Annotated in this window: 21 protein-coding genes and 1 tRNA gene; 9 read left to right on the forward strand and 13 right to left on the reverse strand. The window is 70.3% G+C overall.

The window, feature by feature from the left end:
* The first annotated feature begins 12 nt into the window (after positions 1-12).
* Positions 13-1,155 (forward strand): DUF3068 domain-containing protein, encoded by a 1,143-nt coding sequence (locus ACFY2A_RS07090; RefSeq protein ID WP_363917752.1) that lies wholly within the window; start codon positions 13-15, stop codon positions 1,153-1,155.
* A gap of 88 nt (positions 1,156-1,243) precedes the next feature.
* Here the strand turns inward: ACFY2A_RS07090 and ACFY2A_RS07095 are convergent, their stop codons facing one another.
* On the reverse strand, positions 1,244-1,645 hold the full coding sequence (locus ACFY2A_RS07095) for a RidA family protein (protein ID WP_387169529.1): 402 nt from the start codon (positions 1,643-1,645) through the stop codon (positions 1,244-1,246).
* Between the two features lie 111 nt (positions 1,646-1,756).
* Between ACFY2A_RS07095 and ACFY2A_RS07100 the strand changes: the two genes are divergently transcribed.
* On the forward strand, positions 1,757-2,728 hold the full coding sequence (locus ACFY2A_RS07100; RefSeq protein WP_387169531.1) for a helix-turn-helix transcriptional regulator: 972 nt from the start codon (positions 1,757-1,759) through the stop codon (positions 2,726-2,728).
* A 27-nt stretch (positions 2,729-2,755) separates the two neighbouring features.
* On the opposite strand, the gene ACFY2A_RS07105 is transcribed toward ACFY2A_RS07100, so the two are convergent.
* Positions 2,756-4,426 carry a DUF885 domain-containing protein gene (locus ACFY2A_RS07105; protein WP_387169533.1) on the reverse strand — a complete coding sequence of 557 codons (1,671 nt, stop codon included), beginning with the start codon at positions 4,424-4,426 and terminating at the stop codon, positions 2,756-2,758.
* 49 nt (positions 4,427-4,475) lie between these two features.
* Positions 4,476-5,075: a Uma2 family endonuclease gene (locus tag ACFY2A_RS07110; RefSeq protein WP_387169535.1), complete on the reverse strand. Its 600-nt coding sequence runs from the start codon at positions 5,073-5,075 to the stop codon at positions 4,476-4,478.
* Between the two features lie 87 nt (positions 5,076-5,162).
* On the opposite strand from ACFY2A_RS07110, the gene ACFY2A_RS07115 reads away from it, so the two are divergent.
* Positions 5,163-6,173 (forward strand): DMT family transporter, encoded by a 1,011-nt coding sequence (locus ACFY2A_RS07115; protein ID WP_387169537.1) that lies wholly within the window; start codon positions 5,163-5,165, stop codon positions 6,171-6,173.
* A gap of 35 nt (positions 6,174-6,208) precedes the next feature.
* On the opposite strand, the gene ACFY2A_RS07120 is transcribed toward ACFY2A_RS07115, so the two are convergent.
* The 3 genes from ACFY2A_RS07120 to ACFY2A_RS07130 form a co-directional block, all read right to left on the reverse strand.
* Entirely contained in the window at positions 6,209-7,267 is a 1,059-nt protein-coding gene (locus tag ACFY2A_RS07120; protein ID WP_387169538.1) for a PHP domain-containing protein, read from the reverse strand.
* Between the two features lie 73 nt (positions 7,268-7,340).
* On the reverse strand, positions 7,341-10,247 hold the full coding sequence (locus tag ACFY2A_RS07125; protein WP_387169539.1) for a glycosyl hydrolase: 2,907 nt from the start codon (positions 10,245-10,247) through the stop codon (positions 7,341-7,343).
* A gap of 163 nt (positions 10,248-10,410) precedes the next feature.
* Positions 10,411-11,184, reverse strand: a complete 774-nt coding sequence (locus tag ACFY2A_RS07130; protein ID WP_387169541.1) for a M23 family metallopeptidase — start codon at positions 11,182-11,184, stop codon at positions 10,411-10,413.
* A 29-nt stretch (positions 11,185-11,213) separates the two neighbouring features.
* On the opposite strand from ACFY2A_RS07130, the gene ACFY2A_RS07135 reads away from it, so the two are divergent.
* The 4 genes from ACFY2A_RS07135 to ACFY2A_RS07150 all read left to right on the forward strand — a co-directional run bounded on the left by ACFY2A_RS07135 (position 11,214) and on the right by ACFY2A_RS07150 (position 13,189).
* A complete protein-coding gene (locus tag ACFY2A_RS07135; protein WP_387170078.1) occupies positions 11,214-11,594 on the forward strand; it encodes a hypothetical protein in 381 nt (126 codons plus the stop codon).
* A gap of 87 nt (positions 11,595-11,681) precedes the next feature.
* Complete coding sequence (locus ACFY2A_RS07140) at positions 11,682-11,849, forward strand: hypothetical protein (protein WP_170863604.1); 168 nt, start codon at positions 11,682-11,684, stop codon at positions 11,847-11,849.
* Positions 11,850-11,973: 124 nt separating this feature from the next.
* Positions 11,974-12,504 (forward strand): tRNA adenosine deaminase-associated protein, encoded by a 531-nt coding sequence (locus ACFY2A_RS07145; RefSeq protein ID WP_387170080.1) that lies wholly within the window; start codon positions 11,974-11,976, stop codon positions 12,502-12,504.
* 145 nt (positions 12,505-12,649) lie between these two features.
* Positions 12,650-13,189: a nucleoside deaminase gene (locus ACFY2A_RS07150; protein WP_387170082.1), complete on the forward strand. Its 540-nt coding sequence runs from the start codon at positions 12,650-12,652 to the stop codon at positions 13,187-13,189.
* A 4-nt stretch (positions 13,190-13,193) separates the two neighbouring features.
* Here the strand turns inward: ACFY2A_RS07150 and ACFY2A_RS07155 are convergent, their stop codons facing one another.
* The 3 genes from ACFY2A_RS07155 to deoD form a co-directional block, all read right to left on the reverse strand.
* A complete protein-coding gene (locus tag ACFY2A_RS07155; protein ID WP_387169543.1) occupies positions 13,194-13,646 on the reverse strand; it encodes an acyl-CoA thioesterase in 453 nt (150 codons plus the stop codon).
* The gene (locus tag ACFY2A_RS07160) at positions 13,643-14,281 is read right to left on the reverse strand and encodes a TetR/AcrR family transcriptional regulator (protein ID WP_387169545.1); all 639 of its coding nucleotides are present in this window, start codon (positions 14,279-14,281) and stop codon (positions 13,643-13,645) included. Before ACFY2A_RS07160 ends, ACFY2A_RS07155 begins: the two co-directional genes overlap by 4 nt.
* 126 nt (positions 14,282-14,407) lie before the next feature.
* Positions 14,408-15,115, reverse strand: coding sequence for a purine-nucleoside phosphorylase (gene deoD, locus ACFY2A_RS07165; protein WP_387169547.1), 708 nt, complete (start codon positions 15,113-15,115; stop codon positions 14,408-14,410).
* 75 nt (positions 15,116-15,190) lie between these two features.
* Here deoD and ACFY2A_RS07170 point away from each other — a divergent pair.
* A tRNA-Ser gene (locus ACFY2A_RS07170) sits at positions 15,191-15,277 on the forward strand.
* 103 nt (positions 15,278-15,380) lie between these two features.
* Here ACFY2A_RS07170 and ACFY2A_RS07175 read toward each other — a convergent pair.
* Positions 15,381-15,680 carry a hypothetical protein gene (locus ACFY2A_RS07175; protein ID WP_387169549.1) on the reverse strand — a complete coding sequence of 100 codons (300 nt, stop codon included), beginning with the start codon at positions 15,678-15,680 and terminating at the stop codon, positions 15,381-15,383.
* Positions 15,681-15,689: 9 nt separating this feature from the next.
* Positions 15,690-16,301, reverse strand: coding sequence for a hypothetical protein (locus ACFY2A_RS07180; protein WP_387169551.1), 612 nt, complete (start codon positions 16,299-16,301; stop codon positions 15,690-15,692).
* Between the two features lie 369 nt (positions 16,302-16,670).
* Here ACFY2A_RS07180 and ACFY2A_RS07185 point away from each other — a divergent pair, with 369 nt between their 5' ends.
* Entirely contained in the window at positions 16,671-17,900 is a 1,230-nt protein-coding gene (locus ACFY2A_RS07185) for a cytochrome P450 (protein ID WP_387169553.1), read from the forward strand.
* A gap of 6 nt (positions 17,901-17,906) precedes the next feature.
* On the opposite strand, the gene ACFY2A_RS07190 is transcribed toward ACFY2A_RS07185, so the two are convergent.
* The gene (locus ACFY2A_RS07190) at positions 17,907-18,437 is read right to left on the reverse strand and encodes a hypothetical protein (RefSeq protein WP_387169555.1); all 531 of its coding nucleotides are present in this window, start codon (positions 18,435-18,437) and stop codon (positions 17,907-17,909) included.
* A gap of 39 nt (positions 18,438-18,476) precedes the next feature.
* Entirely contained in the window at positions 18,477-19,034 is a 558-nt protein-coding gene (locus ACFY2A_RS07195; RefSeq protein WP_387169557.1) for a hypothetical protein, read from the reverse strand.
* Positions 19,035-19,070 lie beyond the last annotated feature (36 nt).

A 19,070-nucleotide genomic window follows, 5' to 3' on the forward strand; every position in this document is an offset into this window, starting at 1 on the left:
CAGGGAGGAAACATGAAGCACCGCGCCGTGGGTGCCGTGCTGTTCGGCGGCGGCGTCCTGCTCCTGGCGCTGGCCGCCGGGTTGGTGTTCGTCGTCAAGCCCGCGATGACCAAACTGCCCTACGACCTGGAGTCGTCGACGTCGGTGGCCGAGGCCAGGGCGGCGACGTTCCTGCAGATCACCAACGGCGCGGTCGACATCGTCGATCAGACGGACCTGAGGTCGACCGTCCAGGTCACCCCGGAGCGTGCCAAGACCGCGGCGCTCAGCGGCGACCTCGCCGGTGACGCGGTGGTCTGGCGGGTCGGCCAGACCGTCGAGCGGACCGACTCCAAGGAACTGGTCAGCGCGTACGGTGCCGAGCTGGCCCTGGACCGGGTCTCCGCGGCGGCCGTCGACTGGAACGAGCAGTTCCTCGACGAGAGCGGCACGCCGGAGAAGGTCACCTTCGCCGGCCAGGTCTACAAGTTCCCGTTCAACTCGGCGAAGGGCAACTACGAGGTCTTCGACCGGGATCTGCGGCAGACCCGGATGGCCGAGTTCAAGGGCACCGAGGACATCAACGGCATCGAGGCGTACCGGTACGAGCAGGTCATCACCGACGAGAAGCTGCCGCTGGCCACCGACCGGGTGGCACTGCTGCTCGGTGCGCTCGCCCCCGGCTCGACGTCGGGTGACGTCGTCTACAGCAACACCCGTACGGTCTGGGTGGACCCGGTCACCGGCTCCTACCTGAAGGTCCGGGAGCAGCAGAAGAAGGTGCTGGTGCCGAACACGGGCACCCCGGTGACACTGCTGGACGCCGACTTCGCCTACAACGAGGAGACCGTGGCGTCCTCGGTGGACCGGGCCAAGGAGAGCCGGAACCAGCTCAACATCCTCGGAGTGTTCGCACCGCTCGGGCTCGCCGTACTGGGCCTGGTGCTGATCCTCGTCGGGCTGCTGGTCTCCCGCAGCCGTACCCCGGCCACCGTGGCCCGGCACGCCGCCGCGGACCCGGCGCCGACCCGGGTCGACCAGCCGCCGGTGCGGGACGACGCGCGGGAGGGTGGGCCGTTGACCGACGAGATCCCGCCGGCCTCCACCAACTGGAAGTCCGAGGAGTCCACGGTGCCGAGCCAGCGGTCGGCGCAGGGCGAGTCGGAGAAGCAGTAGCACCAGATGTGACGTTTGCGGGGGCGGGCCGTCGGCCCGCCCCCGCAAACGTCAGCCGCGAACCGCGAATCAGCTGACGAGAGTCACCTCACGCGACGGCGGTGCCCTCCAACTCGATCAACTGGCCGGGGATCGCCAGCCGGGTCACCCCGAGCATCGTGGTCGTCGGCGCCACCCCGGCGGCACCCAGACGCGACGCCAGCACGCCGTAGTGCGGAAACAGCGCGTCGACGTCGGTGGTGTAGACGTTGAGCCGGACGAGGTTCGTCAGGGACATGCCGGCCCCGGCGAGTACGGCCTCCAGGTTGTCGATGCTCAGTGCCAGCTGTGCGGCCATGTCGCCTTCGTGCTGCGGCTTGCCCTCGTCGCTCATCGCGGTCTGCCCGGAGCAGTACAGGGTCCGGGTGTGCCCCGAGACCACCTCCCCCTGGTTGAACCCCAGCTCCGCCGACCACGTCCACGGGTTGACCGCCGTGCGTTCCGTCGCCACATCTGCTCCATTCGGTTGGTCGGTAGTCCGCACGCCATCACGGACGACGCGGTGAGGATGCTGCCAACGAATCACGACACCCTTTGTCGTGTATTCGAATAAAGTTCTCCGATGCGAGCAGAACGACTGGTATCGATGGTCCTGCTGCTGCGGCAGCGCGGGCGGTTGACCGCCGACGCGTTGGCCCGTGAGCTTGAGGTGTCCACCCGTACCGTGCTGCGCGACATTCAGGCGCTGTCCGCGTCCGGCATCCCGGTCTACGCCGAACGCGGGCGGCACGGCGGTTTCGCGTTGCTGCCCGGTTTCCGGACCGAGCTCACCGGACTGAACCACGACGAGTCCGTCGCCCTGCTGACCGCTGGATCGGCGCGCGGAGAGCAGATGTTCGGCCTGGGGTCGGCGCTCGCCTCGGCCATGCGCAAGGTGGTCGACGCGCTGCCCGAGAGCCATCGGGCCACCGTGAGCGACGTGACCCAGCGGTTTCTCGTGGAGCCGGAGACCGATCTGCTCTCCCGCCGGTCGGTCACCGAGGACGTGCCGGAGATGACCATGATCGTGGTCCGGTGGGCGGTGCTGGCCGGACACAAGTTACGCATCCACTACGCCGCCACCGGCCAACCAGCACGGTGGCGCACGGTGGACCCGATCGGCCTGGTCACCGTACGCGATCGGGTCTACCTGCTGGCCACGAAGTCCGGCGAGGACCGCACCTACCGGCTGTCGCGGATGCTGGCCGCCGAGGAACTCCCCGAACCGGCACAGCGACCGAGCCGGGTCGATCTCGACCGGGCCTGGCGGGAACGCTGTGCGCAGTTCCTGTCCAGCGACCACATCGCCGTGCTGGTGCGGGTGCACCAGACGCGACGGGAGGACCTGCTGAGCACTGCGGTGGCCGTACGCGCCGAGGAGCCCGACGCAGCCGGCTGGCTGCGGCTGGAGGTCACCTTCCAGGACCTACGACACGCCGAGTGGGCGCTGTGGCAACTCGGCATGGGTGCGGAAGCCCTGTCGCCGCCTCGGTTGCGCACCGTCCTGCGCGACCGCGCCGCCGCCTTCGCCGCCCGCTACGAGGAGACGCCGTGAGGGTTCCGCGGGGGCGATGCCCCGGTGTCAGAGCCGGGCCAGCGCCCGGCGGAGCGGGTCGAGACCGAGCCCGCCGAGGTCGAGCGCCTGGCGGTGGAACTCCCGCAGGTCGAAGTCGGCGCCCTTGCGGGCCTTCGCGTCCTCCCGCGCCTGAAGCCAGATCCGCTCGCCCACCTTGTACGACGGCGCCTGCCCCGGCCAGCCCAGGTAGCGGTTGAGCTCGAAGCGCAGCATCTCGTCGGGCACCCGGCAGTGCGCCCGCAGGAACTCCCAGCCCAACTCCGGGGTCCAGCGCTCACCCGGGTGGAAGTCGAACGGGTTGTCCTTGGGAATCTCCAGCTCCAGATGCATGCCGATGTCCACGATTACGCGGGCCGCCCGCAGCGCCTGGCCGTCCAGCATCCCGAGCCGGTTTCCCGGGTCGTCCAGGTAACCCAACTCCTCCATCAGCCGCTCTGCGTACAACGCCCAGCCCTCGCCGTGCCCGGAGACCCAGCAGAGCAGCCGCTGCCAGCGGTTGAGCAACTCGGCCCGGACGGCGGTCTGGCCGATCTGGAGGTGATGCCCGGGGACCCCCTCGTGGTAGACGGTGGTCACCTCCCGCCAGGTGGAGAAGTCCGTGAGGCCCTGCGGTACCGCCCACCACATCCGACCCGGTCGGGCGAAGTCCTCGCTCGGGCCGGTGTAGTAGATGGAGCCGTCACTTGTCGGCGCGATCATGCACTCGATGCGGCGGACCTGCTCGGGGATGTCGAAGTGGGTGCCGTTGAGGTCGCTGATCGCCTGGTCGGCCAACTCCTGCATCCAGTCGCGGAACGCGTCCCGGCCCCGGATGGTGCGGGCCGGGTCGGCGTCCAACGCCGCCACGGCCTCGTCGATGGTGGCGCTCGGACCGGCTATCTGGGCGGCCACCGTCCGCATGTCGGCCTCCAGCCGGGCCAACTCCGTGAACCCCCAGGCGTACGTCTCGTCGAGGTCGATCCGGGCCCCGAGGAAGTACTGGGAGGCCAGCTCGTAGCGCTCGCGGCCGGCAGCCTGCTTGTCCCGCCCGTGTGGGGCCAGCTCGGTACGCAGGAACTGCCCGAACTCGGCGGTCGCCGCCGTGGCCGCCGCCGCACCCCGACGCAACTCGGAGCCGAGGGCGCTCTCCTCGCCCAGCCGCTCGACCAGCCCGTGGAAGACGTTGTCACCGTCCGGATCGACCCATGTGTCGCACTGCTTGGCCACTTCGATCAGCTGTGCGCGCGAGCTGACCCGTCCGGCGGCCGCCGCCTCGCGCAACGTGGTCTTGTACTCCTCCAACGTGCTCGCGAAGAGGTTCAGCCGCGCGGCCAGGTTGGCTCGGGCCTGCTCCCCGTCGGTGGGCATCAGGTCGAAGACCATCCGGATCTCGTGCAGCCCGCTGGTGATGACGCTCACCTCGCTGGCGGTCTCCCCGGCGTCGTAACGGTCCAGTTCGAGGCCCAGGCGTTCCTGCATCGCCTCCCGCGCGGTGCGCTCGGCTTCCGTCGCCGGCTCGATGGTGTCGAGCTCGGCCAGGGTGCGTCGGGTCAGTTCGGCGCGTGCCGCGTACCCGTCCGGGGACAGGTCGTCGAACTTGTCGTCGTAGCCGGCGATGCCGACGTAGGTGGCGCCGGTCGGGCTCAGCGCGGCCCAGTCGGCGACGTAGCGGTCCGCGAGATCGTCGATTCTTCCCACGCTGCGCACCCTACGCGAGGCGCACGCCGAGAGGGTGTCGCCAAACCGGTCAGGGCAGCAGGTCGGCCGGGTCGAAGTCGATCGGGAACGGCTCGTCGGCGCGGAGCCGGTCACCACTCACCGCCTTGGCGAGCGGGTCGTACCCGCCGAGCTTGCCGAGGGTGAACAGCTCCACCGCGACGTGCCGCAGCCGGCGCGAGATCTCCACCCGCATGAAGTACGGCACCCGCCCCTCGGCGCAGCGTCTCGGCTTGTCGACGAAGTCCTGCCGGCGGCTGCCGGGAGAGACGAACTCCACGGCCATGGTGCAGAGGTGGGCGGGGATCCAGCGATCCTCCTCGTCCGTCTTCGGCAACGCGTGCAGCACTGTGATGTCCGACTGGATCCACCGCTGCGCGGAAAAGGTCAGGTTCACCTGACCGAAGACGTAGAAGTTGTGGGCCTCGGCAACGGGTGAGAGTAGGCGGGCGAGCTTCAGCTCGCCGTAGCTGTTCGTGCCGACCTCAGCGGGCGTCATGACCAACCTTCCGTCGATGCACTCGTACCGCGCATCGGGTAGCTCAGGCAACGGGAGGTAGCGGTCGGCGAACTGGGTCGTCCACATGCCGTCGAGATCGACGAGCGGGTCGAAGCGGATCGGCATCGCCATGGAGTTACACCTCCTCGGTCGGTCAACGCTCTACAAATGTATGTGGTTTCTGTGGCGCGCGACACGACGGCCGAAAACCGCAGGACAATGTCGGACCCCGGGGGCAGAGTGTCAGGGGTGACAGGCGACTTCACCCCTGACCGGCCGGCGCTGCGGAGCTGGCTGCCCGGCTTTATCGCCCTTGCCGCGATCTGGGGTTCCAGCTTTCTCTTCATAAAGGTCGGGGTGGCCGAGCTGCACCCGCTGCACCTCACCCTCTACCGGGTCGGCTCCGGCGCGCTGACCCTGCTCGTGGTGCTCGCCGTGCTGCGTGACCGGTTGCCCCGCGACCCGCGGGTCTGGGGTCACCTGACGGTGATCGCCGCGTTCGGGGTGGCGCTGCCGTTCACCCTGTTCGGCTACGGCGAGCAGCGGGTCGAGTCGATGCTCGCCGGCATCTGGAACGCGACCACTCCGCTTGTCGTGCTGCCGTTGGCGGTGCTTGTGTTCCGCACCGAGCGGCTGACCGCACGCGGTGCGGTCGGGCTGGCGCTCGGTTTCACCGGGGTGATGGTGGTGCTCGGCGTCTGGCAGGGCGTCGGCGGCGCGCACTTCGTCGGCCAGTTGATGTGCTTCGGTGCCGCCGCCTGCTACGGCCTGGCCATCCCGTACCAGAAGAAGTTCATCGCCGGCAGCACCCTGTCCGGGCTGTCCCTGTCGGCGGCGCAGCTGATCGTCGCGACGGTCCAGCTCGCGATCGTGGCGCCGGTGGTGGCCGGTGCGCCGCCGCTGCCGACCGCGCTGTCGCCGCGGGTGCTCGCGGCCGTGCTGGCGTTGGGCGCGCTCGGCACCGGGCTCGCCTTCGTGATCCACCTTCGGAACATCCGGATCGTCGGCGCGACCACCGCCTCCACCGTGACGTACCTGATCCCGGTGTTCGCGGTGCTGATCGGTGCCGTGGTGCTCGGCGAGCGACTCACCTGGCACCAGCCGGTCGGCGCGTTGATCGTGCTGCTCGGTGTCGCCGTGTCCCAGGGTCTGCTCGGCCGACGGCGTCGCCGGGTGGCACCGGGCGTGGGCACTCCGGCGGCACCCGTCGTCGAGCCGGCCACCCGCTGATCGAACGCGGGCGGGGCCGGGTGGCTGGGCACGCGCTAGTTGCGTGCCCAGGCGACCAGTTCGTCAGCCGTCCACGTGTTGATCAGGCGGTCGGCGGGGACTCCGCACAGGGCGGCCCGCTCGCAGCCGAAGCGCTGCCAGTCCAACTGGCCCGGGGCGTGTGCGTCGGTGCTGATGGCGAACCGGCAACCGGCCTCCAGCGCCCGCCGGATCAACCGCTTCGGCGGGTCCTGCCGCTCCGGGCGTGAATTGATCTCCACGGCGACGTCGTGTGCCACGCAGGCGGCGAAGACGGCGTCGGCGTCGAAGTCACTCTCGGCCCGGGTCCGGGCGCGGTGCCCCCGGTCGCCCGGCCCGGTCACCCCGGCCGGCCGCGACGAAACCATCCGACCCGTGCAGTGGCCGAGGATGTCCAGGTGCGGGTTCGCGACGGCGGCCAGCATCCGGCGGGTCATCTTCGCCCGGTCGTCGTTCAGTCCGCTGTGCACCGACCCGACCACCACGTCCAGCCGGGCCAGCAACTCCTCGTCCTGGTCGAGCGAACCGTCGGCGAGGATGTCCACCTCGATGCCGGTGAGGATGCGGAACCCCTCCGGTAGCGCCTCGTTGAGCCGGGCCACGTGGTCGAGCTGGCTACACAACCGGTCGGCGGTCAGTCCCCGGGCCACCTTCAGTCGGGGCGAGTGGTCGGTTAGCACCAGGTACTCGTGGCCCAGCTCGACGGCGGCCAGCGCCATCTCCTCGATCGGTGACCCACCGTCGGACCAGTCCGAGTGGGTGTGGCAGTCGCCGCGTAGGGCGGTACGCAGGGCGGTGGCCTCGGCGTCCAGGTCGGTGCCCTCGGTGGCGACCAGCCGGCGCAGGTAGACCGGCTCCTCCCCGGCCACCGACTCGGCCACGCAGCGGGCGGTGACGTCGCCGACCCCGGCCAGCTCGGTGAGCTTGCCGGCGCGGGCCCGCTCGGCCACCTCCTCGACGGGCAGCGCGGCCAGCGCCTTGGCCGCCGAACGGAAGGCGCGTACCCGATAGGTGGCCTCGTTCGCCCGCTCCAGCAGGAAGGCGATCCGACGTAGATCAGCGATGGGGTCCCGCATGATGGCAAACGTACGCGTCCGCGCCGCCGGTCGCGGTACGACCGGCGGCGCGGGGTGGATCAGGGTTGCCGGATCAGGCGTACGGCAGCCGCACCAGGGAGCGGTCACCGACACCGATCGTGGAGGGGTTGTTGCCGATGGCGGACCACACCTCCACCCGGACGGTGCCGCCACGCAGGTTGCCGAGGGAGCCGCTGCTGGAGTGCAGCCCGGCGGCCTGGGTGTAGTGCTCCCAGCCCGGCACCGGGTCGGTGGCGAAGTAGCGGTACGTCTCCACCCGCTCCCAGCTGCCGTCACCGGTCAGGTCGTACGAGACCCGGGCCTGCACCCCGTTGCCGACCGCCGTGCCGGCGTCCAGGAAGAGGTCGAACGCGGTCTGCCCGCCGTTGTGGTTGAGGTTGAGCCCGGTCGCGGTGAAGACCACCGGGTTACGCGGCGTGCCGTCGTGGTTCGCGCCACCGGCGCTGGTCACGGTGGTGGTGCCGGCGGTGCCGGAGGCACCCAGACCGCCCCCGGACAGCAGGTAGCGCACGGGTGAGCTGGACGGCGGGTCGGTCGGCGTCGGCGTGGGAGTGGGCGTCGGCGTGGACGTCGGCGTTGGCGTCGGCGTCGGGCTCGGGGGCGTACCCCCACCGGCGTTGCCCCCGCTCCAGGTGTGCGCCCCACTGGTGGTGGTGCGTCCGGCCGCCACGGTCAGCTGCGTGCCGTCGGAGAACCGTACGGTCAGCGGTGAGCCGGAGATGTTGCTGGCCACGTACGTCCGGGCGCCGTTGCGGTTGAACACCGCGGCCAGCGGGTGGTCGGCGGTGATCCCGGTGTCGACCCGGCCGAGGGCGGCCAGGTTACGGACCCAGTGGAAGGTGTGCGCCCGGCTCTCGCCCTCCTCCGGGGTGTAGCCCGGATTGGCCCGCAGCTTGGCCAGGGCCGCGTCGGCGTCACCGAGGGCGAGGAACTGCCAGTGGATGTCCTGCCACACGGTCGGCTCGCCGCCGTTGTTGCGGACCAGTTCGGCGTACTTCACCGAGTTGTAGTCCGGGTGCTGGCCCAGGTAGAGGTGCCCACCGGTGATCGGCAGCAGGTTGATGCCCTGGATCATCTCGGGCTCCGCGCTGAACCAGGTGGCGTACGCGCCGCCGTCGCCCCAGACCATGCCCACGTTGGAGTGCCCGAACTCGGTGGGGAAGTTCTCGCCGGTGACGTCGAACCAGTACTCGTGGATCGCGGCGGCCTGGGTGGTGTACAGGTAGATGCCGGCGTCGCGTACCGCGGTGTCACCGGTTGCCTGCCCCCACTGGATGAGGGCGTTGGCGAAGTTCATCCCCTCCGACGACGACTCCTGGTTGTTGCCGCTGGCGAACGCGCCATGCCCGGAGGCCCAGTCGTGTCCGGCGTAGATGTCGAAGTCGCGCAGGTACGGGAAGCGGGTGTCCGACCGGTCGTAGTTGTTGGCGTCCCGGATGAGCAGGTCGATCATGCCGCCGTACTGGTCGTCCCGGGCCCAGGCCGGGTCGAACTTGGCAAGCGTCGCGGCGGCGGCGATGTAGTAGCCGTAGTGGAAGTGGTGGTCGTTGAGTTCCTGGTCGGAGCCGTACGACGCCGGGTAGCCGATAAGCGTGCCCCACCGCTGGTCGTAGTAGAACAGGCGCTCGGTCTCCCCGGACGAGGCGGTGAGCCAGTCGTTGAGGGTGGAGCGGATGGCGTTCAGTGCCGAGGTGCGGGTCTCGGTGTCGCCGACCAGGTCGGCCATCTCGGCGATGCGGGCCGCCCGGCCGAGCCCCTTGCCGGTCCAGTAGGTGTCGCCACCGCGCTGGTCCATCGGGTTGCTCCGCACCGCGGCCAGGTGCTGCCGCAGCGTGGTCAGGTCGGCGCCGGCCCCGGTGGCGACGGCGGGCAGCTCCGGCAGTACGCCATTGAACCGCATCGAGGTGCGGAACTCGCCGACGCCGGTGACCACCTTCATCCGTCCCCGGGCGGACGGGTAGGTCGGCGTGATCGGGGTGGCACCGGACAGCGCTCGCCACTGGTGCGGGTAGAGGCTGACCACGGTTCGCGTCTCGGTGCCCTCGCGGGGCGTGGTGGTGAAGGTGTACCGGGTCTCCACCCGGCTGGTCGACGCGTTGTAGGTGTAGCTGACCCGGGTGCCGGTGACGTGGGCGTGCGCGTACTGACCGTAGGTGCCGGCGAGCTGGGTGCGGGCGGTGCCGCCACCGGTGGCCGGAAGCAGCGCCACACTGAAGTAGCCCCGTCCGGCGAGACTGGAGCTGATCCGGCTGCCGCTGACGGTCCAGGTCGCGCCGCTCGGCGCGTACGCCACGTAGTCGTGGCCACGGACGGTGAAGCCGATGCTGCTTCCGTTGTTGGACCAGATCGTGGGGCTACCGCCGGTCGCGTTGATCACCGCGTCGCCGCCGCTGGTGCGGAAGTACGCCAGCGGCAGCCCGTGGCCGACGGTGGCCCGCATCGTCCGCGCACCGTCGCTCCAGTACGGGGTGACCGTCCAGTCCGTCCAGTCGTCCACCAGCACGTTGGGGGCGGACAGCCCGGCCACACCGACCCGGATGTCCTCGACGTAGGGGTACTTGAACTCGCCCACCCCGGTGGCGGTGCCGGAGATGGCGGGTGTCGAGGTGGCGGAGAGGCCGAGCCCGTCGGTGACGGGTTGGTAGGACACCGGATGCGCGTGCAACGGCTCACTGAAGGCGCAGTTCAGGCGCTTCCACAGCAGCGACGACCACCAGTCGTTCGTGGGTACCGGCCCCGGTGGGGCGGCGTTGGTGGCGAACTGCCGGGGGTTGGTGGTCAGGTTTCCGCAGCCGCCGGGGAGCGGGCCGACGGGAGTGGTGGTGTAGCTGCCGGCGCCGACCGGCGCGGCCTGTGCTGCGGAGCCGGCGATGACGGCCAGCCCGCCGAGGACGAGGGTCGCGGCGGCGGTGGCGGCCAGGATCCGGTGGTGGGGGCGGCGTGGGACGGGAGGTCTCATCTTTCCTCCAACGCGTGCCGGCCCGGCCGCGCCGGTCGGCGCACGCTTCGTCGGTATTGTGAATTTAGTTACCCGAGAGAGCGCTCTCTGGCTATGCCGGACGGTAGTTCACCGGCGAGACCTGCGTCAATGTTTCGGACTGATGAAACGCGGATGACGCCTATCAGCGCGCGGGCGGTTTCCTCGGGCAGCCGTGCTCGCGATGCCACGCGGCCACCTTGGCCGCCGGCTCCCGGTTGCCGCCCTTGCGCCACGAGTCGAGGTACGGAGCGGGCCAGACCACACCCCGGCGGATCCACCAGCCGTCCTCACCCAGGCACGGCGGAGAGATGCCGAAGTGCAGATGGCAGACGTTGTTCGCGTTGCCCGTCCGGCCCACGGTGCCGAGCCGTTGACCAGCGCGTACCCGCACCCCCGCCTCGATGTCCTCGGCGATCTCGGTCAGGTGCGAGCCGTAGTAGCGCACCCCGTCGTCACCGATGACAGACACGGACAGGCCGCCGTTGTACGGCCCCTGCGGACCACTCTTCCTGTACCGGTCACGTCGGCTGACCTCACCGATCGTGCCGTCGGTGACCGCGACGACCGGCTCACCGCAGTCGGCGAAGATGTCCGTCCCCGGGTACGCCGAGTGGGTCGGGTGGTACGACACCTTCCTGGCGCGTACCGGAAAGACGTGCGGCAGGCCCTTGCGCGGTGTCGCCGCCGGCTGGTCCGTGAGATCGGGCGCCGTGCTGGTCACGGTGGGTGCGCCGGTGGTGGCCGCAGCGGTCGGGTTGTCCGCGGCCGTCGGGTTGTCCGCGGCCGTCGGGCTGGTCACGGCGGTCGGGCCGGCGTCCGTCGGCGCGCCGGGCGTACCGCAGCCGCTCGCCGCGAGCACCGGCACGAGCAACAACAGGGCGTACGCGCGCCGGCGTCCGATCGTCAGCGGAACCATCCGGCCATCCTGGCAGACTCGATACGGTGGTGAGCACAGCGTCCGTGCGTGTGGAGGAGTGGGTACCGGTGTTGCCGTACAACCCGTCGGGCCTCTTTCCCTCCGGGCGGCCACCGCGCCCCACCTACCGTGAGCCGAACCCGGTCGGCGGTGCCGGTGTCGCGGCGGGGGCGGTCGGAACCCTCGCCTGGCTGGTCATCTTCGGCCTGCTCGGTGGCAGCCTCGTCGGGTACGTCTGGTGGACGGTGCTCGCCGGTGCGCTGGCCTGGCTCGCGGCCCTGACGTTGGTCAGGTACGGCGACCGGGGAGTGGCGGCCGGCATCGCGATCGTCACCGCCGGAGGGTGGAGCATCGCCACTGCTGCGGTCCTCACCCGCTGGACGACCAGCGGTGACTGGCCGCTCTGGTGAGCCACGTCGGCGGCGACTGCGGTGCGTCGTCGGGCAGACACCGAAACCCGTCTTGACTGGATGGCCGTAACTCGGCACTCTCCCGGTATGGCCTGGACCACTCCGCGGCTGGACCCCGATCGCAGCCGCCGCCGCCTTCAGCTACTGGCGCAGTTGGCGGACGCGCGCGCGGTACGGGAACGCGAACGGCCACAGCGCGCCCGCACCGCACAGCTCCGCCAGCTGATCGCCACTCGCCGACGCCTCGCCGGCTGAGAGAGATCCTTCCCCAGGAATGACCGGCCCTTCGGGGCGTTGACCGGTCGCCTGCCGACCCGACCGGCTAACGTGCACGCGTAACGGATCGGCGAGTGCTGTGCCGAGGCAACTTGGGGGAAACGTGTCGTACTTCGCTGCGGCCGTCGTGCGCGAGAAGGGCGGCTGGACAGCCGCCGAGCTGAGTCTGCGGGGTGCCGCCGACGTCGACGAGGTCGCCGAGCGGCTCCGCGATGTCGCCCCGGACGCGGACCTGTCGCTGCTGTTCGTTGAGGCGGACGACACCTACCTGGTCATCCTGCGCCTCGACGAGGGCGAGGACCTGCGGGTCTTCGGCTCCGACTCGGCGTACGCGGAGGAGTCCCGGCTGGGTGCCCTGCTAGTCGGTGACTTGAAGACGTCGGTCACCGGGCTCGACGACACCGAGGAGGCGCGTCCGACCACGACCGGCGACGGCGAAGACGGCGACCAGCCGGCCGTCGATCCGGAGGCGGACCCGGTGGGCGAGGCGGATCTCCTGACCGACCTGGGCATCCCCGCGCAACGGCTGCTCGCCCTCTGCGCCCACGAGGGGATGATGCCGGCCGACGTCACCGCCGAGATCTGCCAGGTGCTCGGCTGCGTCGACGACGTCGAGGAACTGCGTGAGGTCTGAGCCCTACGACGTGACCGATCCGGCGCTGGAGACGGTCCGGCCGGGGCAACCCACGCCCGGTTCGGTCGACCGGCGCGGGCCGGGGGCGGACGAGGGCTTGGCCGACCCGACCGGCGCCGGCCGGCGACAGCGGCACGAACTCTGGATGCGCCGCGCCCTCGAAGTCGCGGTGACCGGGGGTGTTGCGTCCCCGGAAGGCGGTGCCGGTTCGGCCCCGGGCGGCGGTGCGGCCGGTTCCGGCCCGGGCGGTGGTGTGGCCGGCTCGGCGGGCGGTGACGCCGTCAGGGGTGAGCCCGGCCAGTCCGGCGATGTGCCGGTGGGTGCGGTGCTCTACGGGCCGGACGGCCGTGAGCTGGCGATCGGTCGCAACGAACGCGAGCTGACCGGCGACCCGACCGCGCACGCCGAGGTGCTCGCACTACGCCGGGCGGCCGAGCGGCTGGGCCGCTGGCGGCTGGACGGCTGCACCCTGGTGGTGACCCTCGAACCCTGCACGATGTGTGCCGGGGCGCTGGTGCTGGCCCGGGTCTCGACAGTGGTCTTCGGCGCCTGGGAACCCAAGACGGGCGCCGCCGGTTCGCTCTGGGACGTGCTGCGTGACCGCCGGCTCAACCACCGACCCGAGGTGTACGGCGGCATCCTGGAAGCCGAGAACGCCGCCGTCCTGCGCGCCTTCTTCCGCTGAGCCCTCAGGAGCGCAGCAGCGTGGTGGCGACCGCCCGGGCGGTGTCGGTCCAGGGGGCCGGCCGCAGGGTGGCCGGGTCGAGTCGGACGACCGCGCGGTGTCCTTCCGCGTACGTCGTGGTGCCGTCGATCGAGTGGAAGCGGAAGGCGTACCGGGCGCTGCTGGTGCCGAGCTGGTCCAGCCAGAAGTGCACGGCGACCGGGCCGGTGCCGGTGACGGGCGCGAGGTAGCTGATGGTGAACTCGCGTACCGCGTGGAACACATCGGGCGTGCTGGCCCGTCCGGCCTGGTAGGCGACGCCACGGTCGGACCAGTACGCGGTGAGCGCCCGTTCCAGCAGCAGCGCGTACCGGGCGTTGTGCAGGATGCCGAGGGCGTCGAGGTCGTCGAAGTGAACCATGGTGCGCTCGACGTGGCCGTACTCGACGGCGGGCTGTTCGGCGACTGCGTGACTCATGACGGGCCTTCCGGTAGCAGATCAGGATCGGGGCAGAGTGCCCGCAGGCGGCCCAGCACGCCCAGGCGGGCGTGCCGGTAGGTGACCTCCGGGTCGAGCAGGCGGGAGCGCATGGCGGCGGCGATGCCGTACGCGTCGATCTCGTACGCCAGCAGCGCGACATCCGTGCCGGCGGGCAGCTCGCCCAGCTCGACCGCCTCGGTGACGAGCCGTTCCAGGAACCTCGTCCAGGCGGCGAAGACCTCGGCGAGACGGTCGCGGACGGCACCGGGCCGGGCGTTGAACTCGAATTCCGTGGTGGCGAAGAAGCAGCCGCCGGGCAGCACCCGACCGGCGTAGAAGTCGATCCGGGCCTCGTGCAGGGCGTGGATCCGGCGTACGCCCCGGGGGGTGCGCAGCGCCGGGCCGATGATCCGTTCCTGCCACTGGGCGACGGCCCGGTCGATGGTGGCGAGCTGCAACTCCTCCTTGGAGCGCCAGTGCGCGAAGAGGCCGGACTTGCTGACGCCGAGCGACTCGGCGAGATGCCCGAGGGAGAGCCCGTCGAGGCCGTTGGCGGAGGCCAGGCTGACGGCGGCGTCCAGCACGGCGGTGCGGGTGCGCTGCCCCCGGGCGAGCCGGCCGTCGACGTTCATGCGGCGAGACTACTAAATAAGAACGACCGGTCGTATACATTTATCGAGTGGAGGCCGTCACACCGACCCCGACACAGCGCGTCCCGCCACCGCACGGGGGGTGGCGGGACGTCGGGCTCGACCGGATCAGGCGGTGATGGTGTCCAGGGCGATCTCGACCATCTGGCTGAAGGTCTGCTCCCGCTCCTGGGAGGTGGTCTTCTCGCCGGTCTTGATGTGGTCGCTCACCGTCAACAGGGTCAGGGCGCGGGCCTTGAACCGGGCCGCGATCGTGTAAAGCGCCGCCGACTCCATCTCCACCGCCAGCACGCCGTACTCCGCGAGGCTGTCGTAAAGGTCCGGCCGGTCGGTGTAGAAGGCGTCCGCGGCCAGGATCGGCCCGACCCGCATCGCGATGCCGCGCCGCTCGGCCACCTCCACCGAGGTACGCAGCAGCCCGAAGTCGGCGACCGGGGCGTAGTCGATCAGCCCGTCGAAGCGCATCCGGTTCATGTTCGAGTCGGTGGACGACCCGATCGCCGCGATCACGTCGCGCAGCTGGAGATCCTCGGTGAGCGCGCCGCACGAGCCGACCCGGATCAGCGACTTCACGCCGTACTCGTTTACCAGCTCGTGGGCGTAGATCGAAGCCGAGGGCATGCCCATGCCGGAGCCCTGCACGGAAACCTCCACGCCGTGCCAGCGGCCGGTGAAGCCCAGCATGCCCCGGACCGTCGAGTAGCAGTTCGCGCCCTCGAGGTAGGTCTCCGCGATCCACTTGGCCCGCAGGGGGTCACCCGGCATCAGGACCCGCTCGGCGATCTCGCCCGGCTTCGCGCCGATGTGCGTACTCATGGCGTTGATCCTGCCAGGCCGGCCTGGCCGGGACCGGTTCGGCGTCGGAACCTGTGGTCCTGTACCCTCGTCGGCGGTGGCGTGTCCGAGCGGCCTAAGGAGCACGCCTCGAAAGCGTGTGAGGGTTTACGCCCTCCGAGGGTTCAAATCCCTCCGCCACCGCTCTTGAGATGCGAGAACGCCCGGCAGGTCCGCGAGGACCGGCCGGGCGCTGCGCAATCGGTCTCAGCCGGTGCTCAGGGGGCGGTCTGCGGCCCGCCCGAAGTCAGCCCGGAAAATCCTGCAGGTACTCCTCGAACGGGATGTCCGGCGCGGCGTCACCGCCGATTTCGATGAAGTGTTCAAGGTCGTCGTAGCCGGGCTGGCCTGTGACGAGCACCCGGAGTGGGTGGCCGGCGTGGTCGGCGAGGAATTTCCAGAGCGCTCGGGTCAGGTCGGACTGGGCGGAGTTCGCCGTGTATCCCACCTGGAAGTAGCGGATGTTGTCGCCATCGGGTCGGATCGGCTTGCCCAGGGCGAGGCAGATCCGGCACTCGGTGCACGCCAGCCAGCCGTCCAGCGACATCAGCCCTCCTCAGAACACCATGCCACGAAGGCCCAGCATCGCCGCTGCCACCCGCTTACCGCTTGGATCGTGAACTACCACCCACACATGCCGGAACTTCAGCAGCTGCTCGTCGGTCCGGGCACCCCAGAAGCCCTTGATCATGCCATCAACCCGGACGCTCGCCGGCACCTGCACGAAAATCTCACCGTCGTATTTGACCTGCTTGGCGGCTCTGGTCAGCACCTTCTGGAAGTTTGGACCGTCGGTGCACTTGACTTCGCGACGGAACGTGCCGGTGCCGTCCGGGTGCACGAAGGTCACATCCGCGCCTGCCCCGCCCGGCCCGGCGACCTTAGGTACCGTCCCCTCTGGCCCCCGCAGGGCGAGATCCGCATTGGTCTTGGTGAGTTGGAAGTCCGGCTTCGAATCCTTGATCATCTCTTCGATGGCTGCCGCGCGTTCTGCGGGGGGAAGGTTGACCTGCTGCTGACCGCCGCACCCGCCGCATGCGTCGTGCGCGATGCGAATGTTCCTTTTGAAGATCTCCAGCCAGTCCGAGCTGGATGGGGCAGCGGAATTCAGCGCCGCAGAAGGATCGGATGGGGTGGGAGACGCGCCGACCGTGGCGTCAGCCATCACGCTCGGCGACTTTCGATTGTCAGGGGCTGTAGGACGTTCGTCGGCCGACCCGCAGCCGGCTAGCACCAATGCGACAGCCACTACAACAAGCCACCGCCGCGCCCGACCACGGAGCTCCATGCCGGCACCCCCGTACACCTAGCCGGTCCGGCCCCACCCTAGTGGGTTCGAATGCCCTACGTCGATGTCCGGTCAGCTGTTGGACGGTCGATCGTGGACCTCGGAGGCGGCGGCTCCAGACAGGTCGTCGCCACTGCGGCAGGTAGAGATGCTCCCGGCGTCAGTTCCGGCCGTAGAGTGGGATACCTGGGCGTGGGTTACTCAAAGTGATCGATTGCCTTCGTTGGGAAGTAATGCCATGGTAATTGCATGGTCTCGGTCGAGGATGATCCAGTACGGCACCCGTTGAACGTCGACGCGGATGGCATCGACCGGACGCGCGGCCCGGAGAAGCACCCCTACTACGCCCAGCTCGCTGCCTCGGAATCCGGCGTCCTGCCGGTGGTCCGTCAGGTTGGCGGGGAGTGGCTGCCGGCGCTGCTGATCTGCCGGTACGACGACGTCCGGGAGGTGCTCCGCCGCCAGGATCTGTTCTCCCGGGCTGCCGCCGCCCACGCCGACCAGGTAGATGTGTCCGGGACGATGCTCGGCATGGACGGAGCGGAGCACGCCGCGGTCCGGGGAACGGTGAAGGACAGCTTCACCAAGCCCGCCGTCTCCGGGCTACGCGAGACGGTGCGCGCGGCTGCCGAGGCTCAGCTCGCGGTGCTGGCCGCCAAGGGCGGCTCGGCGGATCTGGTGGGTGACTTCGCCGTACCGTTCGCCCTGAACGTGATCTCCGACCTGCTCGGCCTGCCGGAGCCGGACCGGGCGCAGTTCCGTCGCTGGGGCGACATGTTCATGGGTACCGCCGACCTCACCCGGGCCGAGGCCGCCCGGTCCGCCGAGGAGATGGGCGGCTACCTGTGGCAGCAGTTGGACGGGCGGCGCGGTTGCCCACGCGATGACCTGATGACCCGGATCGCCACGGCGGCGGCGGATCAGCCGGTGGACGTCCAGGTCAAACTTCCCCTCTCGTTGATCGTCGGCGGGTGGGAGACCACGGCCAGTTCCATCTCGACGTTCGTGTACCTGTTGCGCACCCGCCCGTACGCCGGGCACGACTTCGCGTGGGACTACCTGCTGGAGCATCCGGAGCAGGTCGACGGGGCGGTCACCGAGTTGGAGCGGCTGCACTCGACCTCCAACGGCGACGAGATGCCCCGCCGGGTGATGGCGGATGTGACGCTGCCCAGCGGCGCGCGGCTGGTTGAGGGCGACATCGTGATCCCGTCACATGACGCCGCGAATCGGGATCCGCGGGTTTTCGCTGACCCGGAGCGGATGGACTTCGGGCGGGACCCGAACCCGCACCTCTCCTTCGGTTACGGCCCGCACTACTGCGTCGGCGCGCACCTGGGCGCGCTGGAGGTCCGGGTCGCGCTGGCGCTGCTGCTGCGCGAACTGCCGACGCTGCGGCTGGCCGTGGCACCGGACGAGGTGCGGTGGAAGCAGGGGCACGCCATCCTCGGCCCGGTGGAACTGCCAGTCAGCTGGTGACGCGACTCAGCAGGGGGCGTGACCTTCGATGAAGAGGCGGTGGGCCCAGTCGGCGTACCCGGCGATGACTTTTCGCACCGTCTGGCCGTCGTGCAGGAACAGGTAGGCGCGGTCGCCGTCGCGGGCGAGCAGGCCGTCGAAGCGGTACGTCCCCTGTGGAGCTTGCAGTTCGCGTATCGTCGGATAGCTCGCCCGGACCTCGGCGACGGGTGAGCCGGCCGCGATGCCTTCCGGGGTGCGGACCGGGTCGCCGGCCCAGAGCAGCACCAGCCGATCCTCGATGAAGATCGGGCTGATCTCGTCGTACCCGGCCAGCGTCGGGCCGCAGGCGTCGACGTCGGTGCGCAGGATGCCGCGCCGGGTCAGCTCGCTCTCCGAGTCACCGAAGTCCACATCGGCCACTCCGTCGAGATCGACGACGCTCACCGATGCGACGGGCTCGCGGACGGCGATGGTGTCCGGTGGCATGACTCCGCTGCCCGATGCCGAGGCAGCCAGAAGCAGTGCGGCGATGAAGCCGAATTGTCGCAATTTCATCAGAATCCCCCAGTCCCCAACGTGACGGGGGCGCTGAGGTTATTGCCGAGCTTCCCAATCGTCGGCCAATTCGTCCCAGTAGTCGGCGCTGAGGCCTCGCCGCCCGTGCGCGAGCCATCCCTCGGTGCTCCGCTCGACGTGTAACCCCAGCTCAGCGAAGGGGTCGATCCACCGGCCCGGCTCCACGCCCAGCTCGACAAGCGCCGCGTTGATCGGCCAGTCCGGGCGCGGCCCGTCGAGCGCCGCGTCGAAGCGCGGCCCCCAGGTGAGGGCAGCGTCGAGCCAGACCGCCGCGGCCTGGTGCCCGGCCCCACCGGCGAACTCCGCCTCGACGTACGCCACCGGGCCGCGCAGTGACCAGCGGGCCAGGACCTCGGTCAGCGCGGGGGAGAGGATCAGCTCGAACGGTTGCGCGGGGCCGGGCTCGTCGGTGGCGTAGTCGGGCGGGGTGCCGGTCAGTTCCAGCACGAGCTGCGGGGTGACCGGCAGCAGCGCGAAGTCCTGCCGCAGCTCGCCGAGCACGGCATGATCCAGCTCGCGAGTCTCCTCGCGCAGCAGCTCGGCGTCCGCGACGACCGCGCTGAGCTGGTAACTCACCCGGCGTCCACAGCCTGTGGATAGAACATGTGTACG

The sequence above is a fragment of the Micromonospora sp. NPDC000442 genome (genome assembly GCF_042898635.1).
Taxonomy (GTDB): domain Bacteria; phylum Actinomycetota; class Actinomycetes; order Mycobacteriales; family Micromonosporaceae; genus Micromonospora.

What these genes read in the sequence shown, in the direction of transcription:
- ACFY2A_RS07140 (WP_170863604.1), top strand. Translation starts at nt 11,682, where the DNA reads ATGGCCTGGACCACTCCGCGGCTGGACCCCGATCGCAGCCGCCGCCGC.
- ACFY2A_RS07150 (WP_387170082.1), top strand. Translation starts at nt 12,650, where the DNA reads ATGCGCCGCGCCCTCGAAGTCGCGGTGACCGGGGGTGTTGCGTCCCCG.
- ACFY2A_RS07190 (WP_387169555.1), bottom strand. Translation starts at nt 18,437, where the DNA reads ATGAAATTGCGACAATTCGGCTTCATCGCCGCACTGCTTCTGGCTGCC.
- ACFY2A_RS07155 (WP_387169543.1), bottom strand. Translation starts at nt 13,646, where the DNA reads ATGAGTCACGCAGTCGCCGAACAGCCCGCCGTCGAGTACGGCCACGTC.
- ACFY2A_RS07100 (WP_387169531.1), top strand. Translation starts at nt 1,757, where the DNA reads ATGCGAGCAGAACGACTGGTATCGATGGTCCTGCTGCTGCGGCAGCGC.
- ACFY2A_RS07115 (WP_387169537.1), top strand. Translation starts at nt 5,163, where the DNA reads ATGTCGGACCCCGGGGGCAGAGTGTCAGGGGTGACAGGCGACTTCACC.
- deoD (WP_387169547.1), bottom strand. Translation starts at nt 15,115, where the DNA reads ATGAGTACGCACATCGGCGCGAAGCCGGGCGAGATCGCCGAGCGGGTC.
- ACFY2A_RS07175 (WP_387169549.1), bottom strand. Translation starts at nt 15,680, where the DNA reads ATGTCGCTGGACGGCTGGCTGGCGTGCACCGAGTGCCGGATCTGCCTC.
- ACFY2A_RS07160 (WP_387169545.1), bottom strand. Translation starts at nt 14,281, where the DNA reads ATGAACGTCGACGGCCGGCTCGCCCGGGGGCAGCGCACCCGCACCGCC.
- ACFY2A_RS07090 (WP_363917752.1), top strand. Translation starts at nt 13, where the DNA reads ATGAAGCACCGCGCCGTGGGTGCCGTGCTGTTCGGCGGCGGCGTCCTG.
- ACFY2A_RS07185 (WP_387169553.1), top strand. Translation starts at nt 16,671, where the DNA reads ATGGTCTCGGTCGAGGATGATCCAGTACGGCACCCGTTGAACGTCGAC.
- ACFY2A_RS07110 (WP_387169535.1), bottom strand. Translation starts at nt 5,075, where the DNA reads ATGGCGATGCCGATCCGCTTCGACCCGCTCGTCGATCTCGACGGCATG.
- ACFY2A_RS07125 (WP_387169539.1), bottom strand. Translation starts at nt 10,247, where the DNA reads ATGAGACCTCCCGTCCCACGCCGCCCCCACCACCGGATCCTGGCCGCC.
- ACFY2A_RS07120 (WP_387169538.1), bottom strand. Translation starts at nt 7,267, where the DNA reads ATGCGGGACCCCATCGCTGATCTACGTCGGATCGCCTTCCTGCTGGAG.
- ACFY2A_RS07130 (WP_387169541.1), bottom strand. Translation starts at nt 11,184, where the DNA reads ATGGTTCCGCTGACGATCGGACGCCGGCGCGCGTACGCCCTGTTGTTG.